The organism is Marinomonas sp. S3726 (genome assembly GCF_000967665.1).
Lineage (GTDB): Bacteria > Pseudomonadota > Gammaproteobacteria > Pseudomonadales > Marinomonadaceae > Marinomonas.
Genome location: NZ_JXYC01000022.1, coordinates 1 through 23,630 on the forward strand (window position 1 = coordinate 1; position 23,630 = coordinate 23,630).

A 23,630-nucleotide genomic window follows, 5' to 3' on the forward strand; every position below is an offset into this window, starting at 1 on the left:
AAAGTCAAAACCACTCAATATACAGAGTTAAAAAGTGGTTTGGATAACTAATGCCTTGACGGCATGGGAGCGTCCATATATGTCTTCAAAACCTAGTTTATGCATCAAAGCTCAAGCTTTTTATGAAAAGTTGAGCTGGTATGCACGAGACGAAATCCGCATGTATTCCTTTAATGCTTCAAATAATGAGAATGTTTAGTTTCTTCCAGTTGGTTCGCAAGTAAGCTTTTGTCTTGGTAAATATATTCTGCACTTTTGTTCATTCCAAGGTGCTGCAACGATAAAATACAATGATGAACCAGAAATCCTAATGTTGGCGGGGTAAATACTTGGAAAATCATGTTTAAAGTTGTAGTCAGTACCCTCAATATCACAAAACTCTGTTGTTAAGTTTTTTCTTAGGTCATCAATAAAAATACAAGGGTTGTCATTCTTTATATATACGAAATAGTGTGGCTCTCTTCCGTTTGGAACGACGTTATCTGTTTGGAAGTATTTATATAACATTTCCATTTCTGCAGAGACGTATAATGAAGATAAGGATAAAAAGAAAACTAGAAAAAGTTTCATGATAAATGTTCCTTTCTTTTGTTAAAGCGATTGATATCAACACCTAGTTTATTTATCCATAGCTCTTGATTATCTAGTTCTAAAGCTAATTCGGAATCAGCTCCAGTATTTTTTTCTATTTGGTCTTTGTATACAGCAGGTACTATCACTTTTCTGGAATTACCTCTAGCATCTTTAGACCCTGTGTAATCACCTCTGTAGGTTAAATCGACTAACACATCTTTTACGTTCTGAGGCAAAGCATCCCAGTTGATCTTGTTATCATTTAGGTAGTCTCTACAAACGTCTGGTTTGGTACTTAAACGTTTAGCTTCACCTTCATAATAATCATAAATAGCAAGGAAAAGATAATACTGCTGCTTACGGGTCAGGGTGATTTTAGACTTATCTTTAATGCTGTTTTTAAAGTCTTTTACGTACTTAATCAGCGCCTTATCATTCTCTTGGGCTTGCTTTATATGGGCAGTTTTAACTTCACCTTCTAATTTTTCGCCTGTTTTATTACTGGCTCCTTTCATCCCCACTGAATTTTTCAAAAACGTGATAAGTTCAGGTGCAACAGGTCTACAATGTTCAGCTACTTTATCAAAATAGCCTTGGACCTCTTTAGCCGACCTAGAACCGACATCTAAGCCTCTACCTATGGTTATGCCAGACGCGCCAGCAACTACTTCTGAGGTGGATGCTTTACCTCGAACAGGAAGGTGGACAGTTCGACTAAAACTTACACTTGAGTCGTTGTCATTCCCTTCCACATCAAAGGTCAATTGGCCTTTTGATACGATCAGCCATTTTTTGTCCATTTCATCATCTAGGATGCTGTCATCAGGTTTGTCTGTGATGGTTTTTATTTTTTCTTTTTCAATGTTCTTAGCCCAGTCCGATGGCTGGAGGTCGGCTTTAGCTAAGGGGATCTCGATGACTTTTTTATGGCTATATTCTGCATCAAAAGGTCTGAGGGTTTTCAGTGGTTTAACCAAGTTGCTAAGGGCTTGAGAAATGTCTTTATACCATTCAGTTTTAGTGTCTGTGGTTGCGGACAATAGCACTTGACGAGTAATGGCCAAGCTGACTTTACCTGTGAGTATGCCCATTAGGTTTGAGACGCTATTGAGAGTGGCGTCTTCGGTGGTTTTGATCGAGAGGTACACAGCTAAGTCGATAAGCTTTTCTGGTGTCATAGCCTTAACAAAGCGCTGGCAACTGGTTGCGAGTATATTGCGGCTTTGTTGATCGTTAATGATGAGAACCTGTTTTTCCATGGCTTTTGATTCTGCTTTCAGTTTGATCTCTTCCCTAGACTTCCAACCAGCCAGTGCTGATTCCAGCGCATCAATGTCACCATGGGTCACTGCTTCACAAAGGGCGTCTTGAATTGGACTCAGTGTTTCTTCGTCTAAATCAGATTTATCTTGAGGGAGAAACTCTTTAAGGGCGTCAGTGACATCACTTGCTGCGTTTTTAGCTTTAGCTATCGTATGCTCGTAAAAGCTGAGCATATCCATATCTTCAAGTGTGTCGCTAAGCTCAGCAAGGTAATCTTTTAGTTGCTGATTTGAGGTATCTGTAATGGTACTTATTTCGATGTCGTTTAATTTCTCTAGCGTGTAATCAGCGACTTTCTTAATGGTGTTATCAAGTGCCGTTTCTAATTCGGCATAAAGGCTGTCGAGCTCTGCTTGGTTATCGACGGTTTCTCCAAAACTTATGCTGGCTTTGGCGTTTGGGCAGTCTTCTACACAGGCCCAACCCATAGGGTTAAGCGAGCCTGTTAATATGGTTTGCTTAGGATCATCAAAGACAAGTTGGTAGGGTACATCACCAACTGGCGTTTTTTCTTTATCGTCATAAACCACTTCTAAAATGATAGGCGCAGGTGGCTGCCCAAAAGATGCCGGTACTTTAGGTTTACTGGTTTCTGGCTCAGGGTCTTTAACAATAGGTTCTGGGGCCTTTTCTTCCATAGGGGCTGGCGGATGTAAGTTGCCATTTGATTGTGCTGATTGAGCGCTAAAAGAAGCACCACTGCCTTTGGCGTCGAACCTCGCATTAAGGCGTCTGATGAGGTCTTGGTTTGCTTGGGAGATTGCCAGTGGATTGACTTCAATGTCCCCTTTTATAAAGCAAAAAAGCGGTAGGTTTGGTGTGTCCGCTAAGGCAACCATGTCACCGTCAGCCAGTTTTTGTTTTACCTGTTCTGGTGAAAGGTTTGTGGGGGTGATTGCTTGCCAACTTTCTTCATTGAAAGAAGAGAAGTCAGTTTCGATTTGAGAGGCTTCATTAAGAAGCACGGATTCCGTTGGGGCAATTCTATGGTACATCTTGGTCGCATCCTTGCGATTAAAAAGGCGGATTAAACCCTAATGAGGACAAGATGTTAATGAATTTTTTGTAAGGTTTTCGTATTAATTATCATTTTTTATGAGTGTTTAATTGTTTCTACTGCTCTTTCAGCTCTTTTTTATGCAAGCATAAATCCCTCGATTTTAGATTGGATGTCTTTAGAGATTCACCTGCTTTTACAAATAGGATTTTTTAGAAAGACGTGTTTATGGGGTCAGTACCCAGTTAACTCCATATAGCCCGTTCCAGAGTGTGTCCCTTCTATTATGATTGGCCCTTCCCAATACGGAATCGATAGTGGCATTTTTGCCTTTGGATTCAGTGCCGAGACTGTCACTTCAATTTGCTGAGTTGGAATGGATACTTGCCACGCTGTTGGGTAATCGCGTCCGTCGATTTCTGTCTGTTTGACGGCGGTTAGGCTGATGTCTTGCTGTGAAATGGCAATGCCAGAACCATCTTGTTGCATTAATCTTGCGTGAGAGTAATTGGTTTTGCCTGTTGTTGCGTTTCTAAGTTGGAACACGACTAAGCTGGTTTCATCATTGAGTCTGAATGCAAACCAATCCCAGCCTTGTTGCGAGTCGAGTAAGAACTGAGAGCTCCATTCTCTGTCTATCCACCCTTTGCCAGAAACCTGATGTGTCACGCTATCAATCGTCACTTTGCCTGAGACATCGATAAATGGTTGGCTGTAGTAATAAGAAGCCACTTTACCGTCGCTGCTTTTCGTGCTGTAGCCTTGCTCACCTTGTTTTTGATAGGGCGCGTCGCTCGTGAGTGTTAATGAGTAGCCAAACTGATCTGAATTGGCATTCAATGTGGCAGGGAATAGGTCATCGGTGGAAGATGTCCATTGCCAATCATCTAGATAAACACGAAATGGTGAAGCGCTTATGCCCGCCAGTTCTGCTTGGTCACGGGACCACTTTTCATCGGCGTAGTGTTTGTCTTTGGTGGTGATGGCACTGTGCGCCATGTAGATCTGCTGGCTTTGCCATGTGGTTTGCTTGGGTTGTTTGGTAGTTTCTTGTGGGGCAGTCGCGAAACGAAATTGTGTCCATTGCACACCCAGCGCATTGTCATTTTCATCCATGAGGTTGGCGGTTAAATACCACCATTCATGACGAAAGTTTGAGTGCGCTTGGTGGTCGGCAGGGAAAGTGATCTCTACGCCTTTAGTGACAGGCGTAAATTGTTCATTCTGCTTTTTCTCATGCTGCTCTTTGTCATTTTGCTTTTTTTCATGCTGCTCTTTGTTATTCTGCTTTTTATCATAGTGAGAACCGAGAATTGAGCCCATGTTTTGAGCTGATGTTTGTTCGGCTTTCTCACAACCCCATAGAAATAACAGGCTAAGCACGACGGCGGACATTTTGATTCTCTTTCTCTTCAAATCAAGCTCCATTACAACACCTCACTTTGCAAGCTAGATACCACGGGCTTACTGACTAAGCGCCATAGGGGGATGAGTGTCGCAATTACAGCCACAAGAATCGTGATGGCGGAAATGCTGAGGGCATCGCTCCAATTCCATTGGTAGTTTAAGCTCCAACCAAAGGCGCGTAGGGTGACGATGTCGGTTAGCACATAGCCCACCATAGCCCCAAGTGGAATAGCGATAACCAGAGTGAAAGCCACCAATACGACAATTTGCCCGAGCACCATCGCCATTAACTGATTACGGCTCACGCCAAGCGCATACAGCCTTGCAATAGCGGCTTTACGTGCATCAAGCAACATGAAACAGGCACAGAACAAGCCAATGACGGCAACCATTAAGGTGACGCCATTCAGTGCACGAGTGATGGAGAAGGTTTGTGAAAAGATATCCAACGCGATGGATTTGATATGCGCTTGATCGTAAAGCTGGCTTGGGTGCAAATTCAGTTGTTGTCGCAGCTGTTCGTATACCCGTTGTTGGTCGCCAGACACTTTAACCCCTAGGCTATTGGGTAAGTCGGTAAAGCCACTCTCAATCCATAAATTAGGGGCAAGCAGCACTTCGCCATTGGGGGAGCCGTAATCATGAAAAATCGCGCCAACCACCAGTAATTTGTCGGGGATGGAATCGAGTTTAAATTCACTATTCAGTGATAAGTTGAGTTTCACAGCGGTAGGTTCACTGATGGCAACCCATTCACCTTGGTAGAAGCGCTGCCAAAAGTTATCCTGCTTTGATTGGAACACCATGGTTTGCTCTAAGCTGTCTTTATCTTTGGTGCCGAGTAATGTGGGTAGGCCTTGCAGGTTATCGTCAACATAATATTGCTTATAAACGGTTTCAACCTTCTCAAACTGCTCTAATACGCGCTCGACATTAGCGATCTCACCTTGAGCAGGGCTAACGTAAATATCGGCATGCAGTCGCTGCTCTAACCATTGCTTTAGGGTGGATTCAAAGCTGCCGACTAAGGTATTCATTCCCATATTGGCGGTTACCGCAAGCAGCAGCGCCATCATCGCAAGGGAGAGGGGAGATATCAGCTCTCGCAGTTCTGCAAAGAGATACTGCATTAACCCAGATTGAGTGCGTTGTTCGCACCAATTGGCTAACACGCTGAGTGTTTTGGGGAGATACAAAGGAATGGACACCACCAACACGCCTAGCCACGCCATGGTGAATCTATGATGCTCGCTGAGCCATAACCCTGCTAATGCGATACAGGTTAAGGTTAAACCAATGACGAACAACTGGTTTTCATTGGAAGTCTCTGGCGCTTGATAAAACCCACCATGGGAAGAGAGCGGTTGTCTCACCCTTTGTTTAAAGTGCTGCCAGCAGGCAACAAGCGTGGCCGCTAACGTCAGCAATAGGGCTTGGACTAACCATGACCACTGCCATGTACCGGGAAGCAGCGTCGCACCATAAAGTTGTTCCAGCGTTATCGCAATGGTAGGGTGGAGCCAGTGGCTTAATTGAATCCCCAAAATGAAACCGAGTGATGCGCCTAGTGTGACTAAAACAGTAAGCTCGATTAACAGAGCAGAGAACACGATGCCAGGTGAAACGCCGGCTTGCTGAATTTGTACTAACAGCCGATTACGTTTGAGCAAGCTGTATTTCACGCCGTTGTAAGCGATGAACAAACCAACCAAGAACGCCAGTAAGCTCATGGCCGTTAGGTTGAGGTGAAAGCTGTCGGTAATAGAGCCGAGATCGGTACTTTGATTATTGGTGATCCATTGCCCTTGTTTAGCGATGAGAGCTTGCCACTTGTCTTGTGCTTGGTTGTTGGTATCAAAAACAGCGATGTAACTCAGTTGACCTTGCTTGTTGAGTAGTTGTTGGGCGAATCCTATGTCCATCAACATTCGACTACCCAGTTGCCATTCGTCGGGCAATACGACAACTTGAGTGACTATTTCATCCAGAGTGAGTGTTTCTACCTTGCCTAAGCTTTGGTGTTGCGATTGGCTCATCATGACGATGGGTTTGCCTGCCAAGAGCTGTGGCAGAGGTAGCGCGCTATCGAACAGGGATATGCCTTGTGGCGTTTTATCGCTCTCGACTGTCTTGTCAGTAGAATAGCGAGACCTTGAGGTGAGGGCGGCGATTAACTCACTGCCTTGTACTGACCAACGGCGACCTTGCTCGTCTCTCACTTTCCCTTCAATTACGGGCAGTATTGCGCTGAGTCCATTTTGTCTTAGCTTGAAGTAGAGCGATTCTGCTAAGTAGTTTTGCCCCGCTGCTGGGATGATCAGGTTTTTCGCTTGAGCACTGAGTTGTTCGGTAGATTCAGCGTAGCTTCGTTTGGCATTCAGGTTAATGGCTTGCACGGCAACAAATAAGGTGACTGCTAATACAATGCCAATCAGGATCGCCGCGGCTTGCAAGGGCGATTGTTTATAGTGCGCAGCAAACAGCTTTAGAGAGAGCCAACTGTGATTTAACCTAGAGCGATTTAACTTAGAGTGAATTAACTTAGAGTGAATTAACTTAGAGTGGCTTAACTTAGATTGAATCGAGTTAGCTTGTCGCATGAGGCATCTCACCGGCTTGACTTTGGTTTAGGCCTACTTGCTTCAGATCTCCATCATCCAATACCCATTGTGCCTGCATAAATTGGGCGCATTCAGGGCTGTGTGTCACCAGTAACACGGCGGTGTTGCCTTGTGTGGTGATTTCGTTCAGCAGCCTCATGACTTCTAATCCGGCTTTGTGGTCGAGGTTACCAGTGGGTTCATCGGCAAGCAGCAGCTTGGGTTTATGAGCCAATGCTCGTGCGATCGCGACTCGCTGTTGTTGTCCACCAGAGAGCGCTGATACATGCCTATCCAGTAGTTCACTGATGCCTAACGCTTCTACCAAGTAATCACACCAGTCGTCCCATTTTTGTTGATTCAAGTGCAACGGGAATGCGATGTTTTGCTTAACGTTAAGCGGGGTTAGTAAGTTGAATTGCTGAAAGATGACGCCCAGTTTTTGGTGGCGGAAGCGGCTCCATTGTGGCTCTTTCCAGACCGATGTGCTGTTGCCATCAAGCCAGAGTTCGCCATCAGAAAGCGGTTCAAAACCCGCGATGAGGTTGAGTAGCGTACTTTTGCCGCTGCCACTTGCTCCAGTCAACGCCACGCTTGCTCCTTTCGCCAAAGCGAAGTCGACGCCGTTCAGCACCTTATGGGTGTCCTTGCCGTCAACAAAGCTTTTGCTGGCTTGTTTCAGTGTGACAACTGGGCTTTCCATTTTCTCTCCCTAGACGATAGCTTCTATAAAACTGTAGATAATAAGTTGAAAAGTTAACGATTTACATCGCCTTATTAATAACCTGTACTTCGAACTGGTGAAAATAGATCAGTTTAAACCTGCATATCATTGAGCTCATGCTCAATAAAGAGACAAAACGGCAGCAAAGCTACCTAGTATCAGTTACCACTGAGGACCATGGGAACTAGTGTAAGACAAAGCGGCAGCAATGCTACTTAGTATCAGTTACCACGGAGGACCGTGGGAACTAGGGGGTAACGTTACGAAAGTAGTTGGTGTATGCGAGAACTCAATGAGTCTGTAGCACGTTTGGGCTTTTCTTTAAATTACCATGGACAGGCAACGTAATCTTACCTGTATCTAAGACTAGTTTGATTAGATTCACTCAAGGAAGAGGATTCTAATAAGGCGCTCTCTTTTAGCTCTCTTTTAGCTCTTTTTTAGGAAAGCGTAAATCTCTTATTAGCCTTCAGCTCTTATTTAGATATGTTCTTATTATTACTGTGTATAGCGTTGTCTCTTTTAATAGAGAATTGCGTAATTTCCTATGTGGAGTTTTTATATTTATATGCTTTTCATAATAAATTTTATTATAACTAATTCTGAATATTAAAATTCGATCTGTTTGAAAACATCAAAGCGACCTTCATGTGGTTAAAAACGACAAGGTTGCTTTATTTATACGTATTATTTTTAATTATGCGGCGATGAAAATAATTTCATCAGATTAGTAAGGATAAATTATTAATGATTAATTCTTTGGTTTTTAATTAGGTTAAAGAAAATTTTGACTTTTTTGTTTTTTTCTAAGTTGTTGATTTGATTTGTTTAATTTTGTTTCTTGCCAATGTCGATAAAATTAATAATAAATTAACCCCTCCCTCAAAAAACTAACATGCAGAATGCAGAGTGCCACACTTTGTCATTTATTGAGTAACATAAGAATTACTTATACCTTGGATTAGTCTGGCTAGAGTTTACGCATTTTCAAAACATTGCCACTATAACTTTACGATTGTTATTCATGTCATCTATTGAGAAATTTTAATTGTAAAAAACTTAAAAAATACGATTGATTGATTACAAAAATAACTATCTGTGGAATTTGTTATAGATAAAAAAATAATAATAACGGGAGGGAAAGGCTACGAGGTTACCATGGAGTTTATTTAGTAAGTCACATCGAAAGATGAGATTTATTCAAGGGCTCCTTAATTTAGCAATGTCGTTTTAAACAACTTGGAAATTAAAGGGTAAATCATGATATCGGATGAAGAAATAAACGCACGAATATCCAAAAGAGGGATATTGAAGGGGTTAGATTCTACACTTGGCATTACCGCATTAGTGATGGTGGTTGGGTTAATACTATACACAGTCATCTTGGGCGATATAGCCAGCGAGCAGTTTCTCGGTTTAAAAAGCTGGATTGAAAGTACTTTAGGTTGGTATTACGTTCTGATTATTTTTATGTCGTTTGTCGTCTGTACATATTTCATGTGCTCTAAAATTGGCAATATAAGACTAGGACAAGATGATGAAAGGCCCGAGTTTAGCAACTTTGCTTGGTTCTCCATGTTATTTGGAGCGGGTACAGGTGCTGGCATGCTTTTCTTCTCTATGTCAGAGCCTTTGATTCATTTTGCAAGTAGTTGGAGTGGTGGTAACCCATTTTTGAGTGCTGAAGTGAAAATGGCGGTTGCGACATTTTTTGAGGCTAAACAAATTGCTTTAGAACAAGGCTTAGTTCCTGGCGAAGCAGGTTTCCCAGTACCAAATGATTTGGTTGCGGAAGCTGTTGCAGGCGGACTTAAGCTGACCATCTTTCATTGGGGCTTAACGGCATGGTCTATGTATGGCGTAGTGGGTTTATCATTGGCTTATTTTGCATTTCGTAAAGGCTTGCCTCTATCAATTCGTTCTGCTTTATATCCTTTGATTGGTAACCGTATTTACGGCCCAATTGGACACGTTGTTGATATTTTAGCCGTATTAGGGACGATTTTTGGTATTGCCACTACCTTAGGTTTAGGTGTTCAACAAATTAGTGCAGGTTTAATCTCATTAGGCTTGTTAGATGAACCTTCTCAAATGGTTACTATCTGTTCCATCGTATTGATTACTTTTATTGCTATTGTATCGGCGACAAGTGGTGTTGCCAAAGGCATCAAAATGCTATCAACATTCAATACATGGGTTTGCGTTATCATTTTGTCGTATTTTTTAATCGTAAGTAACGCAAACTATTTATTAGCAAATACCTTAACAGCCATGGGAGACTTCGTTTCAGAGGCTATTTCCATGACGCTATGGACAGCTCGTAGCCCTGAAGAAAGAACGTGGCAAGGTGGTTGGACTATTTTCTATTGGGGGTGGTGGATTGCTTGGGGTGCGTTTGTTGGTATGTTCATCGCGCGTATTTCTCGTGGCCGTACTATCCGTGAGTTTATCATTGGGGTTATGTTTGTTCCCTCTACCGTTGCGCTCATTTGGTTTGGCATCATTGGCTCTGCTGGTATGTATGAAGCCATTTATGGTGCTGATATGACCATCTACAATACCGCTGTAAACAACTGGGATTATGCCGGAACACTTTACGCCGCGTTTGATGTATTAACACCAGGTATAGCGGCAACCATTGCTAAAAGTGCTGCGTTACTCGTTGTTATTATCTTCTTTGTTACGTCTGCAGATTCAGGAACCTTAGTATTAGGTCGACTGCTTTCATTTGGCCGCAGGCCACCTATACAGCAACGTATATTATGGGGTTCTATTCTTGGAATCGTGACCCTAGTGATTCTACTAATGGGGGGAGATCAGGCAATGAGGGCTCTGCAAGCGGCTTCTATTGCCGGCGCATTACCTTTCTCTTTCGTTCTAATTGCTATGGTGATTGGCTTATTCAAATCATTAAGAAACGAAAGTGAATCCGTGGTTGAAAATGAAGAGCACATTAAGGCTATGATTGAACGAGAAGTTGCTGATATGTCTTAAATATTCATTGATTAAACAGAGCAACATGATTCATAACCGCTACTTGATGGTACAGTTATGAGTCATGTCCTTTTCATCGTCGTTTTACCTGCACAGCTCTCTCTTATTCTCATCTTCCTCAATTACACGTAAATCGAACTGGTTATTTAGGATTCGTTCAAGGATGGGAAAGCGCATACTTTTTTAGCTATATAAGACAAACTTTCAGTGCACTTATCAGTTAACAATAAAGGCCCTTGCAATGAACAAGGGCCTTTGTCTTTTGGCTATTTTTTCTTCTTGGCTTAATCTAATAAGTAGGTAATAAAATCCTTTATTCCCACTAGATTAAATTCAGCTCTCTTCATATGTTGGTCTAAATCCATTAATTACCATGGACAGGCAACGTAATCTTGCCTGTATTCAAGCCAAGACGTGTTTGATGCTTAAACTTTAAATTTACTTACTTGAGCATTGAGCTCTGATGCAAGTGTCATTAGTTGGTCGCTAGCACCTGAAAGCTGTTCAGCACCTTCGGCTGAGTCATGCGCTGAATTACTAATCCTTGTAAGAGAGCCATTGATCTCTTCGGAGACGGAATGTTGTTGCTCACTGGCTAAAGCAATATGAGTATTCATGTCTGTGCTGTTACCAATCGACTGTGTAATATCAATAAAGCTTTGGCTAGCCTCTGTTGCTTTAGCACCGACTTGTTCGGTCTCTTCTTTACTTGTTTTGACAGCTTCAACTGCGATACGTGTGCCTTGTTGAAGCTTTTCTATGGTTGTTCGTATTTCTGTCGTCGAGGTTTGTGTTCTTTGTGCCAGTGTTCTTACTTCATCTGCAACAACTGCAAACCCTCGCCCTTGTTCGCCAGCTCGTGCGGCTTCTATGGCGGCATTAAGTGCAAGCAGGTTGGTTTGTTCTGCAATGTCATTAATGACATTAACGACTGAGTTTATGCTGAGAGTGTCTTCATCAACAGATTTAATTTGATTGGCTACATTCTCCATATTTTCTATGAGTGCATTCGCTGCATGGACAGTACTTTCCATGACTGTATTACCGATGTTAGCCTGATTCTGCATGCTTTTTGCGTTTTGATTTGCCTGTTCAGCATGATCCGCGACATCTAGTGATGTTGAAACCATTTCATTCATTGCGCTGGCAACTTGCTCTATTTCAACTCTTTGGTTATTTATATTTTTTCCTGCAAGTGAGCTAATTGAAGTCATTTGAGATGCCGCATCAGAGAGCTGGTGAATAGCATTGCCAATGCCTGAAATGAGTGAGCGTTGTTGCTCTTGCATGCTATTGAAATTATTGGCCATTTTTGCCAGTTCATCTTGACCTTTGCTATCAACACTCACTGTGAGGTCGGACTCAGTCGATACTTTGTACATCGCATTATTGAGCACATTGAGTGGGGCATTAATTGATTTATTAATGAGATACCCTGTAGCAATGAGTACAACAATAATCAGCGTAGTCAAAAGCCATAGTAGTATTTGTTGGTCTTGGTAAACGGATTGAATATTCTCACGTTCTTGCTTTGCAACTGCCAACTGTAAAACAACTAGCTCTGTAATTTTTTCACTTATAGGATCTATGGTTTTATATAGAGGTCCATTAAATGCGCTGAGCTTATTTGCTAGATTTATTTGTTTCGCATTTTGTAATGCTTTTTCTAGTGCATCTAACGAACGGTTTGCATCAACAAACAGTGCTTCTGCTTCTTTGGCTAATTTAGCTTCCTCTTGTGTAAGGGTTGTCGCCATAAATTTCTGCCACTTTAGCTTAATTTCTTCTCTTGCTTGCTGTACTCCTGAAAGCGCCTCTGGTGCTGTCATTAGGCCAGCATCTGCTTTGTTTACTGCATCGATAACAAACACGGCGTAGTTGTCAGCTATTGTTTTTAAGTCTTCTAGAGGTACGACTCTGTCTTCATATATTCGACCAACGCCTTCATTGGCTTGTTTTAGACCTGATAAGGAAATTATTACGACGGCAATAATGCCAATTAGAGGGAGTAAGGAATTAAAGTTTAGCTTAGTTTTTATAGTTAGATTATTAAGCAAATGTAGCTCTCCTGTCAGATATTGATATCACCGGAGATAATAAGCCATAGAATGTAAATGAATAATGAATTATTAATAAGACATTACAGAAATGTTTCTATAGTAAATTAATGTAAGAGTTGATTTGTATTGGAGTTCGGTTACCTTAAGAGAGGCTTTAAAGACGTTATTTTCCCGACACTCTACATAAGCAACATCGTTCTATATATCTTCTATGATAAATGACCATAGGCCCCCAGCGTTTTTTGGCATGTATCTTATCCCAGACTAGTTTTATTAGATTCATTCAAGGATAAGAAAGAACCTACTTTTTAGTTGTGTAGGGCAAAGCGTTAGCTGACTTATTAGTTAACAAAAAAGGCCCTTGCAATGAACAAGGACCTTTGTTTTTTTGCTATTTTTTCTTCTTGGCTTCATCTAATAAGTAGGTAATAAAATTCTTTATTCCCACTAGGTTAAATTCAGCACTCTTCATATGTTGGTCTAAATCCATTATTTCATGCTCTTGTTGTAATAGTTCTCGACGAGCGACTTCTTCCTTTAGTTCTGACAAGGTTTGCTGAGTTTCATCAATTAACTTGTTTAATCTTTCTGTGGTTAAAACTTGTAAATTACTCATGTCATTTCCCTTTATTAAGCTAAGCTACTGACGCCGAGGCATACGGCAGGTACAACAAAAAATACAGCTAAAATATATCCTAGTGCAGCAAATTTATTTTCTGCTGCTGTCTCACCTAATAACTCTGCCGCTTTAACAGGTAAGTCCCTTAACATAGGTAATCCATAGATCACGAGAACCCCTAAAATATTATAGGTAAGGTGGATAAAGGCGATTTGTAATGCGGCTTCTGCGTTACCTGTTACTGCAGTCGCTGCCAATACGGCAGTCACACAGGTACCTATGTTTGCGCCTAAGGTAAAAGGGTAGATGTCTTTCAGCTTGAATGCGCCAGAACCAGCCAGCGGTACCATTAAAGAGGTGGTTGTAGAGGATGATTGAACAAGAATGGTCACTAATGTACCTGATGTTATCCCTGAAACCGGGCCACGGCCAATCGCGGTATGCATGATGTTTTTAGCCTTACCGACCATGAGCTTTTTCAGTAATTTACCAACCATGGTGATAGAGATAAAAATAAGCACTATCCCTAAAATAATCAGGGTGATACCACCAATTTGATCACCGAAAGAGTGAGTCACTTCCTTAAAGGTATTTACCACAGGTGCGGTTGCAGCCTTCACAAAGTTAAGGCTTTTGATTGAGCTATCCCCAGCGCCATAAAACAAGCCAGATAACCATGCCCCCATTTTCTCTAATACGCCAAAGGCAATCTCCATCGGGAGAAAAATAAGTACGGATAAAAGGTTAAAGAAGTCGTGCACTGTGGCAGCTGAAAAGGCCCGTTTAAACTCTTCTTTTGCTCTGACATGGCCTAAGGAGACAATTGTGTTTGTAATAGATGTCCCAACATTGGCACCCATTACCATAGGCACAGCCAGCTCAACGGGTAAGCCGCCTGCCACTAAGCCCACAATAATAGAGGTTACTGTCGAAGATGATTGAATGAGCGCTGTTGCAACAATACCGACAACAAGGCCCGCAAAAGGGTTACTAGCAAAAGCAAAAAGCTCCTTAGCTTGGCCACCTGCCGCCATTTTAAATCCACCACCTATCATGCCAACAGCACAGATAAGTAGGTAAACTAATAGGGCAACCATCGCCCACTGCATGTAGTTTTGATACTCGCTTTTGTTAGGAAGTACTGCTTGATTATTTTCCATAATAGCTATTTACCTAAGAATGAATGGTAAATGAATTCTATTTGTGGCGATTTACACTTATGTGACATTTAGGTGAAGAAATGATGTCTTTGGATTGACTGAAAGGAGCTTGCAGAAATAGCCTGATCGTCAATTTATTACCCTTAAACTCCAAATAAAAACCTATAAATTAAATTTATTTCACCTTTTCTTGAGCTGGATTATGAAAAAGTGAATGTTTGCTCATTTCACTTTATGAGTTAGCTAGAATTTATTTATCAGCCTTTTAGGCAAAAAAGAGGAGGGTTATCTCAATCTCTTTTTGGCCAATCAATTCTTTTTTTAAAGGTTAAGTAAGGTTAAGGAGTCAATTCGGTATGCTACAAACTCATTATGATGTGGTGATAATTGGGGGAGGGCCTGCTGGGCTTGCCACTGCTATAGGTATTGCTTCTGACCTTCTTACTTCTAATATGAAGGCGAAAATACTGCTTATCGATCAGCGCTCAAAAGACCATCAAAGAATAGGGGAGAATGTCCCTTCTGATATTTCAGTGTTATTACAAAGGTTAGGGGTTGAGTCTGAGTTCTCAAAAGGCGGTCATGAGCCTTGCCCAGATTTTGCTTCTGTCTGGGGAGGTAAAGAGCTTCTTTATAACTATGCGGTTGTTAACCCTTATGGCCACTCTTGGCGACTTAATCGCCACTCTTTTGACTTAGCTTTAGTGAATAAGGCCAAGGCATTGGGTGCTGAAATCGTTTGGGATACCCGTTTTATTGAGACGAGTAGGCGTCAGCAAGATGGGCATATTGCTTACGAGCTTTTCTTGCAAATAGACTCTCAAGAAACCCGTTCAGTTAAAGCTGATTTTGTTGTTGATGCCACAGGTAGTAAGGCAAGCTTTGCTAAAGGCTTAAATGTTAAAAAAACGCTAGATGATAAGTTAATTGCAATCGTGCATTTTGCCGAGCTTGAGCAGCCCCATAAAGGCAAACAAGTGAGAATAGATGCTACGAACAATAGTTGGTGTTATCACACGTTAATGCCTCATCAAAAAGTAATGAGTATGCTGATTACTGATCCTTCAGAGCGAAAGGCGCTCGAAAAAGATAACTATCATGCGTTTAAAACTCGTTTAGCCAAGCCGCTTTGGGTAGGCGATAAGGCCCAAGAGATAGAAGTAACCGATGAGAGTTATCACACCTATATGATTAATTCTGGTTTGTTAGAGCAGGTTGAAGGTGAAAACTGGATTGCTGTTGGAGATGCTGCTTCAAGTTTTGATCCCATAGCAGCACAGGGGATCTATAAAGGCATTAAGCATGGCATATTCGCCGCCGAAGTCGTGCTAGCTAAGTTAAAAGGTACTGAACCTCAAATTAATTATGGTGACATGATTCAGCAGGATTACCGACAATACTTGAGGAATAGAGCCCATATTTACCAGCTAGAGCAACGCTGGCCTGACAGTGAGTTTTGGCAAAAACGGTCGAAGTAGGGGAGGTATAGAGTTAGACATCCATGGCCTTTTAAGCAAAGGATGGATGTCTTTAATAGAGATCCATTTGTTCATACATATTTAAATCCTTTTAAAAATATTCGCAATCCATCCTAGAAAATCCCTTTACTCAATACGCCGCCTTAACAACGGGAAATGCTTGGAGATAAGTGTTTTTAGAAGCAATTGGAGAGATTTTCTTGTTTACCTAGCTGTCACTTAACCTCATTTACAATGCATTACTTTTTTATTCCTAATACCCCAGTTTATGAGGGTGAATGGTCCTATAGTTTAAAGAGTGATTCGTATTTAAGGATATCGTCAATGAGAGCTTCCTCTCTTCTGAGTGCTGTAAAATCTGCTGTATTTTCTGTGTCTCTAGTTATGTCTTTTCCGCTTATGTCCCAGTGTATTGGGGTGGTTACCGCAGGGGGTGGCGATGGTTTTTGGGGTGAGGTAAAAAAAGGGGCTGAAGCCGCCGGGAAGGAGCTTTCATTGAAGGTTTTGGTAAGAGGTGCTGCGGATGAAGTAGATAGTAAATCTCAAGCTAAAATCATTCACTCTATGATGGAAATGGGTTGTGAGGCTTTGGTGTTAGCGCCTAATAATGCCGATCGAAATAAAGATGTGAAATCTCTAAAAGAAAAAGGTATTTCTACTGTGTTTATTGATAGAGACACAGGGGGCGAGCGGGTGAGTGTGATTAAAACGGATAACTTTAAAGCGGGTTATCTTGCAGGCCTAGAAATGGCGAATGCGCTTGCAGATTCTACTCAAAAGAGAGTTGTGTTACTGAGGATGGATCAAAAAGTTATCAGTACGCGATTACGTGAAGAGGGCTTTATTAAAGCGGCTAAAGAGAAAGGTTTGGGCCTTATCTTTGATGGCTATTTAGGCACAACTATAGGCCAAGCCAGACTTAACTCTATCAGGTTTCTTAAAGGGTTAGGTGAGTTTGAAGGGGTGTTTACACCAAACGAATCGACCTGTGTCAGTGTGCTGGCGAGTTTAAAACAATTAGGTTTAGAGCAGGATGTTAAGTTTATTGGCTTTGATAGCCATGCCCTTATGATCAAGGCGGTTCAAGAAAGGAGTATGCAAGGTTTTATCATTCAAAACCCCTTCTTGATGGGTTATCAAGGTGTTAAAACAGCCCATGCAGCGAGGCTAGGTAAAACCATAGATGCATCTGTAGAAGCAGAGGTTATCTTTGTGGATGCAAGCAATATCAAGCAAAAGAAAATCCAAGAAATGTTGGGTTTGAAGAATTAATTATCCTGATCCAATATTTTGGCTCTTCTTCAAATCAGATTTTTTCTGATTAACGATTATTTCCATCTATTATTTAAGAACAATATGTTCACTGATGTAATCCAAGAAACAGCGCATTCTTGGGTTAACCTCGTTATCAGAGTAAAAAACAGCATATATTGGAATGGATTCAGGTTGAATGTCACTTTCTAAAATAGGGCGTAAGTGTCCCGCCTGAACATCTGCGTTTACTGTAAATCTTGATAAACAGGCGATTCCACAGCCTTGTATTGCTAACTGACGCAGGGTTTCTCCATTGTCCGCATACGTTTTAGGCACTATGTGTATCGCATTTTTGTTTTCATCCTGAAGCGGCCATACATTAAGCCTATCGGGTTTAACAAAGCCTAAACAATTATGCTGTTTTAAGTCGCTTGGGGACTTAGGCAACCCGTATTTATCAAGATAACTAGGAGAGGCATAAAGTTGTCTGCTGGTTTCTCCTAGCTTGCGTGCTTTAAGGGTTGAGTCTGTTAAATGGCCAATGCGAATAGCAATATCCACTTTACGTTCAATTAGATCAATATTGGATTCGGTCGAAGTCATGATCACAGTGACATCTGGGTATTCCTGATTAAAGCCTGCGATAAGTGGAGCAATAGCATGCAGCGAAAAAGGTGTGGCAGCATCAACCACTAATCGCCCCGCAGGTGCAGCTGTACGTTCGCCAAGTTGGGACTCGACTCTCTGACCTTGAGCAATCATGGCACTTGCTTCATTAAACAGCCATTGGCCTTCTTGTGTTAATTGTGTCTTGCGAGTAGTTCGATTGAAGAGGGTCGTATTGAGCTTGTTTTCCAGCTTCTTGATTGTGCGGCTGACTACTGAGGCGGTTACCCCAAGCTCTTCGGCAGCCTTACTAAAGTTGCCGCAATTTACTGTTGCTACCAACATTTCTAATTCTTCAATCTGAATCTTAAGCATTTAGATGTTCCATTCTATTTATGCAATTTACGAATAACTCTTGTTCTTTTGAGGCTATTCTAGCATTAATCGCCTTTGGTTAAAGTGAGCACAAGTTAACAATTTGTCCATTCACTTTTGAGGTAACACTATGACTCGTGTAGATATTCAATCTATTGAACCAAATGCATATAAAGCCATGTTTGAACTAGAGCAGTTTATTGGCCAATCCACACTCCCTAAAGATATTCAAGAGCTGGTAAGGCTTAGAGCCTCTTTGATTAATCAATGTCATTTTTGTATCGGGATGCATACTTCTGCTGCAGAAAAGCTCGGCATTGAAAAGAGGAAGCTTGAAGCGCTGAAGGCTTGGCCAGAAAGTGCATTGTTTAATGGAAAAGAAAAAGCCATTTTAGCCATGACAGATCATGTCACTGAGTTATCGAGTAGACATGTCCCTGATGATATTTATGAACCTTTAAAGCAATACCTTTCAAACTCGGAAATTGCCCAGCTCATTATGCTGATAGTGACGATTAATGCTTGGAATCGCATTGGTGTGGCAACGGCTATGGCCTAAATTAGGAGAAAGTTATGGGCTTTTTTATGAAAGCTATGAAGGTTTGGAGAAAAGCAGCGCAGTTCTTTAGTCTCATTGCGTTGTTAAGCTTGTCTAATCATGGGTTAACACACGAAGGTGATGTCCATGATGTAAAGCGACAAATGCTAAATATTTTGGCACTGCCTGAGTTTGAGAAAGCCTATCTCACGACCTTAACGGTTGAATTACAGCCAGAGGTGCGTGTTGGCTCGCATACACATGAGGGCATGCTCTATGTATATGTTCTGCAAGGAAGGGTTAGGTCAAAATTAAAAGGCAGTGAAGCCAAGGATTATAAACAAGGAGATGTATGGGTAGAACCTTTAGGTTCTGTTCATGAGTTAACTGAAAACCTTAGTCACAATGAGGTCGCTAAGATACTCGTTCTGTCGATAGGTGAAAAAGGTACATCCTTGAGTACTTCTATCAAATAGCTCATTTTAAATAGTTCTTTTAGCGTAATTTAGAGTGCATTTTAGACATTTAGAGAAATTCCCATGATAAGTGTTTTATTTATCATGGGTGTAAACTTGCTCAAGAATAGTCTTCAGCCCCCGTGCTTTGTGGTTTTTCAAGGTGTGAAAATAGCTCATACAGTGACATTAGCTATTCGTTTTATCTTGTTTGATGAGAAGAACTAAGGCGCTAATGAAGAGAATAAAACTAAGTAGAGATCGGAATAGGTTCGCCTGATTCCAAGTATCTCGGGTGTTTTCCCAATCAGAAGGCAAAGTTGAAGGTGTCCAAGATTCGGTATAATCATTGAGCGGCAAATTAACGAACTTGGTGAAAAGAATTATTCCTGTTAAGTAGAGCGTTCCGAGCAGTAACCAAAAATAGAAAATACTCTTATTTTTGATATTCAAAACAGCACAAAAATAGGGAAGTGCTCCTGCACCGAAGAAGCATAAAAAGAAACCTGTATGACGCACATTGATGTTGAAGAGAGATTGAACTTCAGCGTAGGTACTCGCATCAACAGCTAACATCGCGTAATTAACATTAAACGAATAGGTCGCAAAAAAGCCCGCCATTAATCCAAATAAAGCGGTAGCCGTTAATCCACTAAGCTGTTTTATTGTTAGCATCTGTTTGCACTCCTTAAAACACTCATTATCTAGGGTTTAAAATGGTGTGCATTAACAAATGTTAATTAGCTAGCGTGTTTTAGACGAGAAAGGGTGACAGAGGTGATGCCTAAAAAGCTCGCAATATGATGCGCAGGAACTCTCTGAACTATGTCAGGATGTTTTTTAAGCAAGTTTTCATAGCGTGCTTTGGCTGGAAGCTGCAGCCATTCTTGCTCTCTTTGCATTTTACTATCAAGCAATTTATCTGACCAAAATAGAGTAAATCTAAGCCATTCAAGTTCACTCTCAAAAGCAGATTTAAAGTCATCTATATGCCATTGAATTGCTTTAACATTAGAGAGTGCTTCGATCGTAAACCCTGCTGCTTTTTCTTGTAGGCTTGGTGTGACAGGCCAGAATATATCGCCTTCAAAAAAGAAGTTTTTGTTATGTTCTTTCCCATCAATGGCTAAATAGAACATTCTCACAACGCCTGATTCAATCAGCGTAACCTTGTTCCAAATATGAGAAGCATCAAGTAAGCAACTTCCTGCAACGGCATCAATTTCTTTGCCCAACGTATTTAACCTGTTAAGGGTATTCATAGAAACATTAGGAAGGGGTTCAAGAGCCAAGAAATTACTCCTTAAAATCTGGATGCTAAGACAGGTTTTATCTTACACGTTTTATGGCTATTTATTATCTTTAACTGAAATGCTCAGCTTATGGCTTGTCTACTTTTGTCCATTCGCTGAGGTGGGAAGACTTATTCGCAGCTTCCTTAATACAATCTATTATCTCCAACGGGCACTTCCATTTCATTGGTTGCTTTGAGTGGACCACCTATCATTTCATCATAAGCACTGGTGTGTCTTATTACATGCTTAGCCGCTTTAACCTTACGAAGCTGCTTTTGTAAGCTGAGCACGTTGTTACCCTTTAAATTTATTTCAGATTCATCTGTAATCATGTGCTCTTCAGCATCATCTCCCCCCGAAATAAGGACGCTAACCGTATATAAAGAAGGGTCCAAGCTATTGAAGATAAGCTTTTCTATCTCTGCGTATTGCTCTAATTGACTAAGTTTCATCATGACTCCAAAGCTAAAGGGTTCGCTTGCCTAGTTAAGGTTTTAGTATAGCGTTTGTACTTTAAGGCTGTAATTTATTTACCTTAGCACTAGCATTATTTGGTAATGCAGCAAAGCGTATCAATCCTAAGCCATCACTGGCACTACGATCGAAAATTGTAAAATGGTTGTTGAGTAATGGGAGCCCTAAGATGTTGACTGTGGGGCCGCCAGTGGATTTCAGTACACATTTAGCGACACCCGCTGCTGGATTGTTTTCTTGCCAGTAGGTCTCAGGTGTTAGGGTGAGAGATGTTTCTTCTTCAGGACCCTCAAAGGTAAAAGTAAGATCTGGCCAGCTCTTTATGTCTAATTCATTCATCATGGCAACTCCGAGGGATAGAGTTGAACCTTTTTCAGCTGAATTGCTAGAGGAGATCTTAGTAACCAAGGCTTGAAAGACCTCTGGTGATAAAAGAATACTGTTTGTACCTGAGTCTACTATGCTGTTTGAAGAAGTTTGCTGTGACCATTCTACGGAAGGAATATTAATAGGTTTGGTGTTACCGACTTGAACTGATAGCAGGTTCGTATTGTAGAATTTATCATGTACAATTTTGATGCTTTTGAATTCTCCCTGGTATAAGTCGGTACATTGCTCACATGCTCCCATAATAAAATAGCCCGAATTTAGAGGGTCACTTTTAGGATCATCTAAAGCATGGCTAATTCTTGATCTTTGAGTCACAAAAGCAAATTTATTCTCTAGGGAATTTTGCTTTATGAGTTGTGTATAAAAGGGGGTAATAGTCGTTTTAACTCCTTTAGTTAATGGTTTTGGTGTGTTGCTTTGTGGCCAAGTTTGTTCTGGCATTAAGTAGGCAGTATCTAAGTTTTGATAAGCTAGCCCTAAAATGCCATCGGCCTCTCCAAACATGTCTCCTTCTGTTGAATCTACAGCAGCAATTGGAGCTGAATCGAGCTGGGCTTTTTTAGAAGAGGCTATTTTAAGGCTGGTTTTTATTATCGCACCGGACCAAGCGCCAGAATTGTACGAAATACTTTGGGCAAGATGAGTAAATTCAGCATGGCTATCATTTGATGGATTATATTTATGGCTGTGAACCGCCAGTACACTACTGCCAGTATCTAGAATGAGGTTTACCTTGACTGTGCCAGAACCTACCTCCATTACACAAGTGTAATCACCTTCACGTAACGTATTTGTAATAGTACATTTAATGAATGTTTTATCTGACATAGATTTTCCCTTAATTACATTATTTGAACTGTTTATTGAATAAATGTTTTTTAACTAGAAACGCTCTATGGAGTAAGGCTCTAATAGAAGTGCTAAGAGAGCTAATATGAAAAGAAAAGCAGCAAAGTGTTTGAAAAAACACAATGCTGCTTAGTTCTCTTAAAGTGAGTTATCTCCTAGTAAGTTATCTCTTGGGGATAGTTAGCTAAAAGGATTCAATTTACTCTGAATTTTTGTCACATAATCTGTAAAGTCCAAATAGGGCTGCATGGATGTGACAGTAGGATAAGCAACAAAATTACTGAGTAAGTTCAAGCAAACATTCAGTGCTTGTCTGCCTTCTTGGCTGCTAGTTAATAACATTAAGCTTGGGTAGAGACCGCTGGCGCTAGCTAAATTCCAGTTGATTGCATTATCTAAAGATTCCGCCCACTTGCTATAGTCATTTGATGTGCCAGCCGCACCGCCGCTTTGAAGTATGCTTGTATCGGTGAATTTATTAGTGCTAGTTGTTTTAGAACTGGAACCACTGGCATGCTCGTATGACGCTCCTCCGCCTATACCTTCAAAAGCGGCCTTAAAGCTTCCGCCAAACTGCTCTTTTTCGCTCTCTGCATCTTTAAATTCTGTGATCTCAGTTGAAGTAGACGAGAACAATACGCCGCCTAAAGTGAATTCTTGAGGTACATACCAGCCCCATTCATTTAACACTTCGATCAGAGCTTGTGCGCCAGATACCGTGTTTGCCCCTTGCTGGCCTTTAATGGCAACTTGAATAGCCGCTAAAAAATCTGGATCGACGACAAAGGCATTATTATCTACAGAAAGCTCTACCTTTCTCACAATATAGCGGGCACTTAAGTATTCAGTAACTTTTCCGCTATAGCTTGAGCTGTTGGTTTCTCTTTTATAGTTAGCGCTAGCACTGCCATAAGGAGAGGACATTGAAACAGAAGCAGAATCAGAGCCAAAACGGGTAATTTCTGCTGTTTGTTCGGAGAAGTTATAGGTGTATTTTAATTCTGTTAGCACCCGTGGAAGGTTAGCAGCCGGCTGGTAATCTTCTGACCAGGAATAGAGGTTTTTAAAGGTTTTACCAAAGCCAAGCTTTTCGGAAAGAGTGAGCCCTCGAAAAATTTGAACATCATTAAGTACTGCTCTTTGTTGATCTTGATTAAGCAGGTTCCAACGGTCAACACCGTCTTTAGGCTTAAGAGGAGAATGCTTGCTTGCAACACCAATGTTCAAAATAGCATTACCATCTACCATGCTAATTACAAGGCTTAAGGCAATGTTCCCTTCTTCAGAAATTGGGATTGGTGCACCTGTTGCAGCAATAAACTCATCATCTTCTGTCATGAAACTACCTAATGTCGCTCGTGCCACACTTAGGGTTTTACTTTCATCAAGTTCGATTGCTTCTTGTTGCCCATCACTATTTTTAACTGTTACTAATAATTGAGTATTCGACATCTTTTTA

At 41.2% G+C, this 23,630-nt stretch carries 19 protein-coding genes; 5 read left to right on the plus strand and 14 right to left on the minus strand.

Going from position 1 to position 23,630, the window contains the following annotated elements; all coding sequences use genetic code 11:
- Positions 1–195 precede the first annotated feature (195 nt).
- The 5 genes from TW85_RS16670 to TW85_RS16690 form a co-directional block, all read right to left on the minus strand.
- The gene (locus TW85_RS16670) at positions 196–570 is read right to left on the minus strand and encodes a hypothetical protein (RefSeq protein ID WP_046018273.1); all 375 of its coding nucleotides are present in this window, start codon (positions 568–570) and stop codon (positions 196–198) included.
- Positions 567–2,891, minus strand: coding sequence for a hypothetical protein (locus TW85_RS25605; RefSeq protein WP_052702261.1), 2,325 nt, complete (start codon positions 2,889–2,891; stop codon positions 567–569). Before TW85_RS25605 ends, TW85_RS16670 begins: the two co-directional genes overlap by 4 nt.
- A gap of 236 nt (positions 2,892–3,127) precedes the next feature.
- Positions 3,128–4,288, minus strand: a complete 1,161-nt coding sequence (locus tag TW85_RS16680; protein ID WP_238326237.1) for a lipocalin-like domain-containing protein — start codon at positions 4,286–4,288, stop codon at positions 3,128–3,130.
- A gap of 32 nt (positions 4,289–4,320) precedes the next feature.
- Positions 4,321–6,900, minus strand: a complete 2,580-nt coding sequence (locus TW85_RS16685) for an ABC transporter permease (RefSeq protein WP_046018275.1) — start codon at positions 6,898–6,900, stop codon at positions 4,321–4,323.
- Entirely contained in the window at positions 6,887–7,603 is a 717-nt protein-coding gene (locus TW85_RS16690; RefSeq protein WP_046018276.1) for an ABC transporter ATP-binding protein, read from the minus strand. The genes TW85_RS16685 and TW85_RS16690 overlap by 14 nt, the downstream gene beginning before the upstream one ends.
- A 1,281-nt stretch (positions 7,604–8,884) precedes the next feature.
- Here TW85_RS16690 and TW85_RS16695 point away from each other — a divergent pair.
- On the plus strand, positions 8,885–10,618 hold the full coding sequence (locus TW85_RS16695; RefSeq protein ID WP_046018277.1) for a BCCT family transporter: 1,734 nt from the start codon (positions 8,885–8,887) through the stop codon (positions 10,616–10,618).
- A 425-nt stretch (positions 10,619–11,043) separates the two neighbouring features.
- Here the strand turns inward: TW85_RS16695 and TW85_RS16700 are convergent, their stop codons facing one another.
- The 3 genes from TW85_RS16700 to TW85_RS16710 all read right to left on the minus strand — a co-directional run bounded on the left by TW85_RS16700 (position 11,044) and on the right by TW85_RS16710 (position 14,457).
- Entirely contained in the window at positions 11,044–12,675 is a 1,632-nt protein-coding gene (locus TW85_RS16700) for a methyl-accepting chemotaxis protein (protein ID WP_046018278.1), read from the minus strand.
- A 394-nt stretch (positions 12,676–13,069) separates the two neighbouring features.
- Entirely contained in the window at positions 13,070–13,294 is a 225-nt protein-coding gene (locus TW85_RS16705; RefSeq protein WP_009831711.1) for a hypothetical protein, read from the minus strand.
- A gap of 14 nt (positions 13,295–13,308) precedes the next feature.
- A complete protein-coding gene (locus TW85_RS16710) occupies positions 13,309–14,457 on the minus strand; it encodes a Na/Pi symporter (protein WP_046018279.1) in 1,149 nt (382 codons plus the stop codon).
- Between the two features lie 356 nt (positions 14,458–14,813).
- Here TW85_RS16710 and TW85_RS16715 point away from each other — a divergent pair, with 356 nt between their 5' ends.
- Together TW85_RS16715 and TW85_RS16720 are read left to right on the plus strand one after the other, a co-directional pair.
- Positions 14,814–15,935: an FAD-dependent monooxygenase gene (locus tag TW85_RS16715; protein ID WP_046018280.1), complete on the plus strand. Its 1,122-nt coding sequence runs from the start codon at positions 14,814–14,816 to the stop codon at positions 15,933–15,935.
- 324 nt (positions 15,936–16,259) lie between these two features.
- Positions 16,260–17,207 (plus strand): substrate-binding domain-containing protein, encoded by a 948-nt coding sequence (locus TW85_RS16720; protein WP_052702262.1) that lies wholly within the window; start codon positions 16,260–16,262, stop codon positions 17,205–17,207.
- Between the two features lie 69 nt (positions 17,208–17,276).
- Here TW85_RS16720 and TW85_RS16725 read toward each other — a convergent pair whose 3' ends face one another.
- Positions 17,277–18,170, minus strand: a complete 894-nt coding sequence (locus TW85_RS16725; RefSeq protein ID WP_046018281.1) for a LysR family transcriptional regulator — start codon at positions 18,168–18,170, stop codon at positions 17,277–17,279.
- A 130-nt stretch (positions 18,171–18,300) separates the two neighbouring features.
- On the opposite strand from TW85_RS16725, the gene TW85_RS16730 reads away from it, so the two are divergent.
- Both TW85_RS16730 and TW85_RS25610 read left to right on the plus strand, forming a co-directional pair.
- A complete protein-coding gene (locus tag TW85_RS16730) occupies positions 18,301–18,729 on the plus strand; it encodes a carboxymuconolactone decarboxylase family protein (protein WP_046018282.1) in 429 nt (142 codons plus the stop codon).
- Positions 18,730–18,743: 14 nt separating this feature from the next.
- Positions 18,744–19,184 carry a cupin domain-containing protein gene (locus tag TW85_RS25610; protein WP_052702263.1) on the plus strand — a complete coding sequence of 147 codons (441 nt, stop codon included), beginning with the start codon at positions 18,744–18,746 and terminating at the stop codon, positions 19,182–19,184.
- Between the two features lie 168 nt (positions 19,185–19,352).
- On the opposite strand, the gene TW85_RS16740 is transcribed toward TW85_RS25610, so the two are convergent.
- The 5 genes from TW85_RS16740 to TW85_RS16760 all read right to left on the minus strand — a co-directional run bounded on the left by TW85_RS16740 (position 19,353) and on the right by TW85_RS16760 (position 23,623).
- Positions 19,353–19,838 (minus strand): DUF1772 domain-containing protein, encoded by a 486-nt coding sequence (locus TW85_RS16740; protein WP_046018283.1) that lies wholly within the window; start codon positions 19,836–19,838, stop codon positions 19,353–19,355.
- Between the two features lie 65 nt (positions 19,839–19,903).
- Positions 19,904–20,455: a Crp/Fnr family transcriptional regulator gene (locus TW85_RS16745; protein ID WP_052702264.1), complete on the minus strand. Its 552-nt coding sequence runs from the start codon at positions 20,453–20,455 to the stop codon at positions 19,904–19,906.
- 146 nt (positions 20,456–20,601) lie between these two features.
- Positions 20,602–20,910, minus strand: coding sequence for a DUF6482 family protein (locus TW85_RS16750; RefSeq protein ID WP_046018284.1), 309 nt, complete (start codon positions 20,908–20,910; stop codon positions 20,602–20,604).
- A gap of 61 nt (positions 20,911–20,971) precedes the next feature.
- Positions 20,972–22,150 carry a pepsin-like aspartic protease gene (locus tag TW85_RS16755; RefSeq protein WP_046018285.1) on the minus strand — a complete coding sequence of 393 codons (1,179 nt, stop codon included), beginning with the start codon at positions 22,148–22,150 and terminating at the stop codon, positions 20,972–20,974.
- 201 nt (positions 22,151–22,351) lie between these two features.
- Positions 22,352–23,623, minus strand: coding sequence for an MAC/perforin domain-containing protein (locus TW85_RS16760; RefSeq protein WP_046018286.1), 1,272 nt, complete (start codon positions 23,621–23,623; stop codon positions 22,352–22,354).
- Between the last annotated feature and the right edge of the window lie 7 nt (positions 23,624–23,630).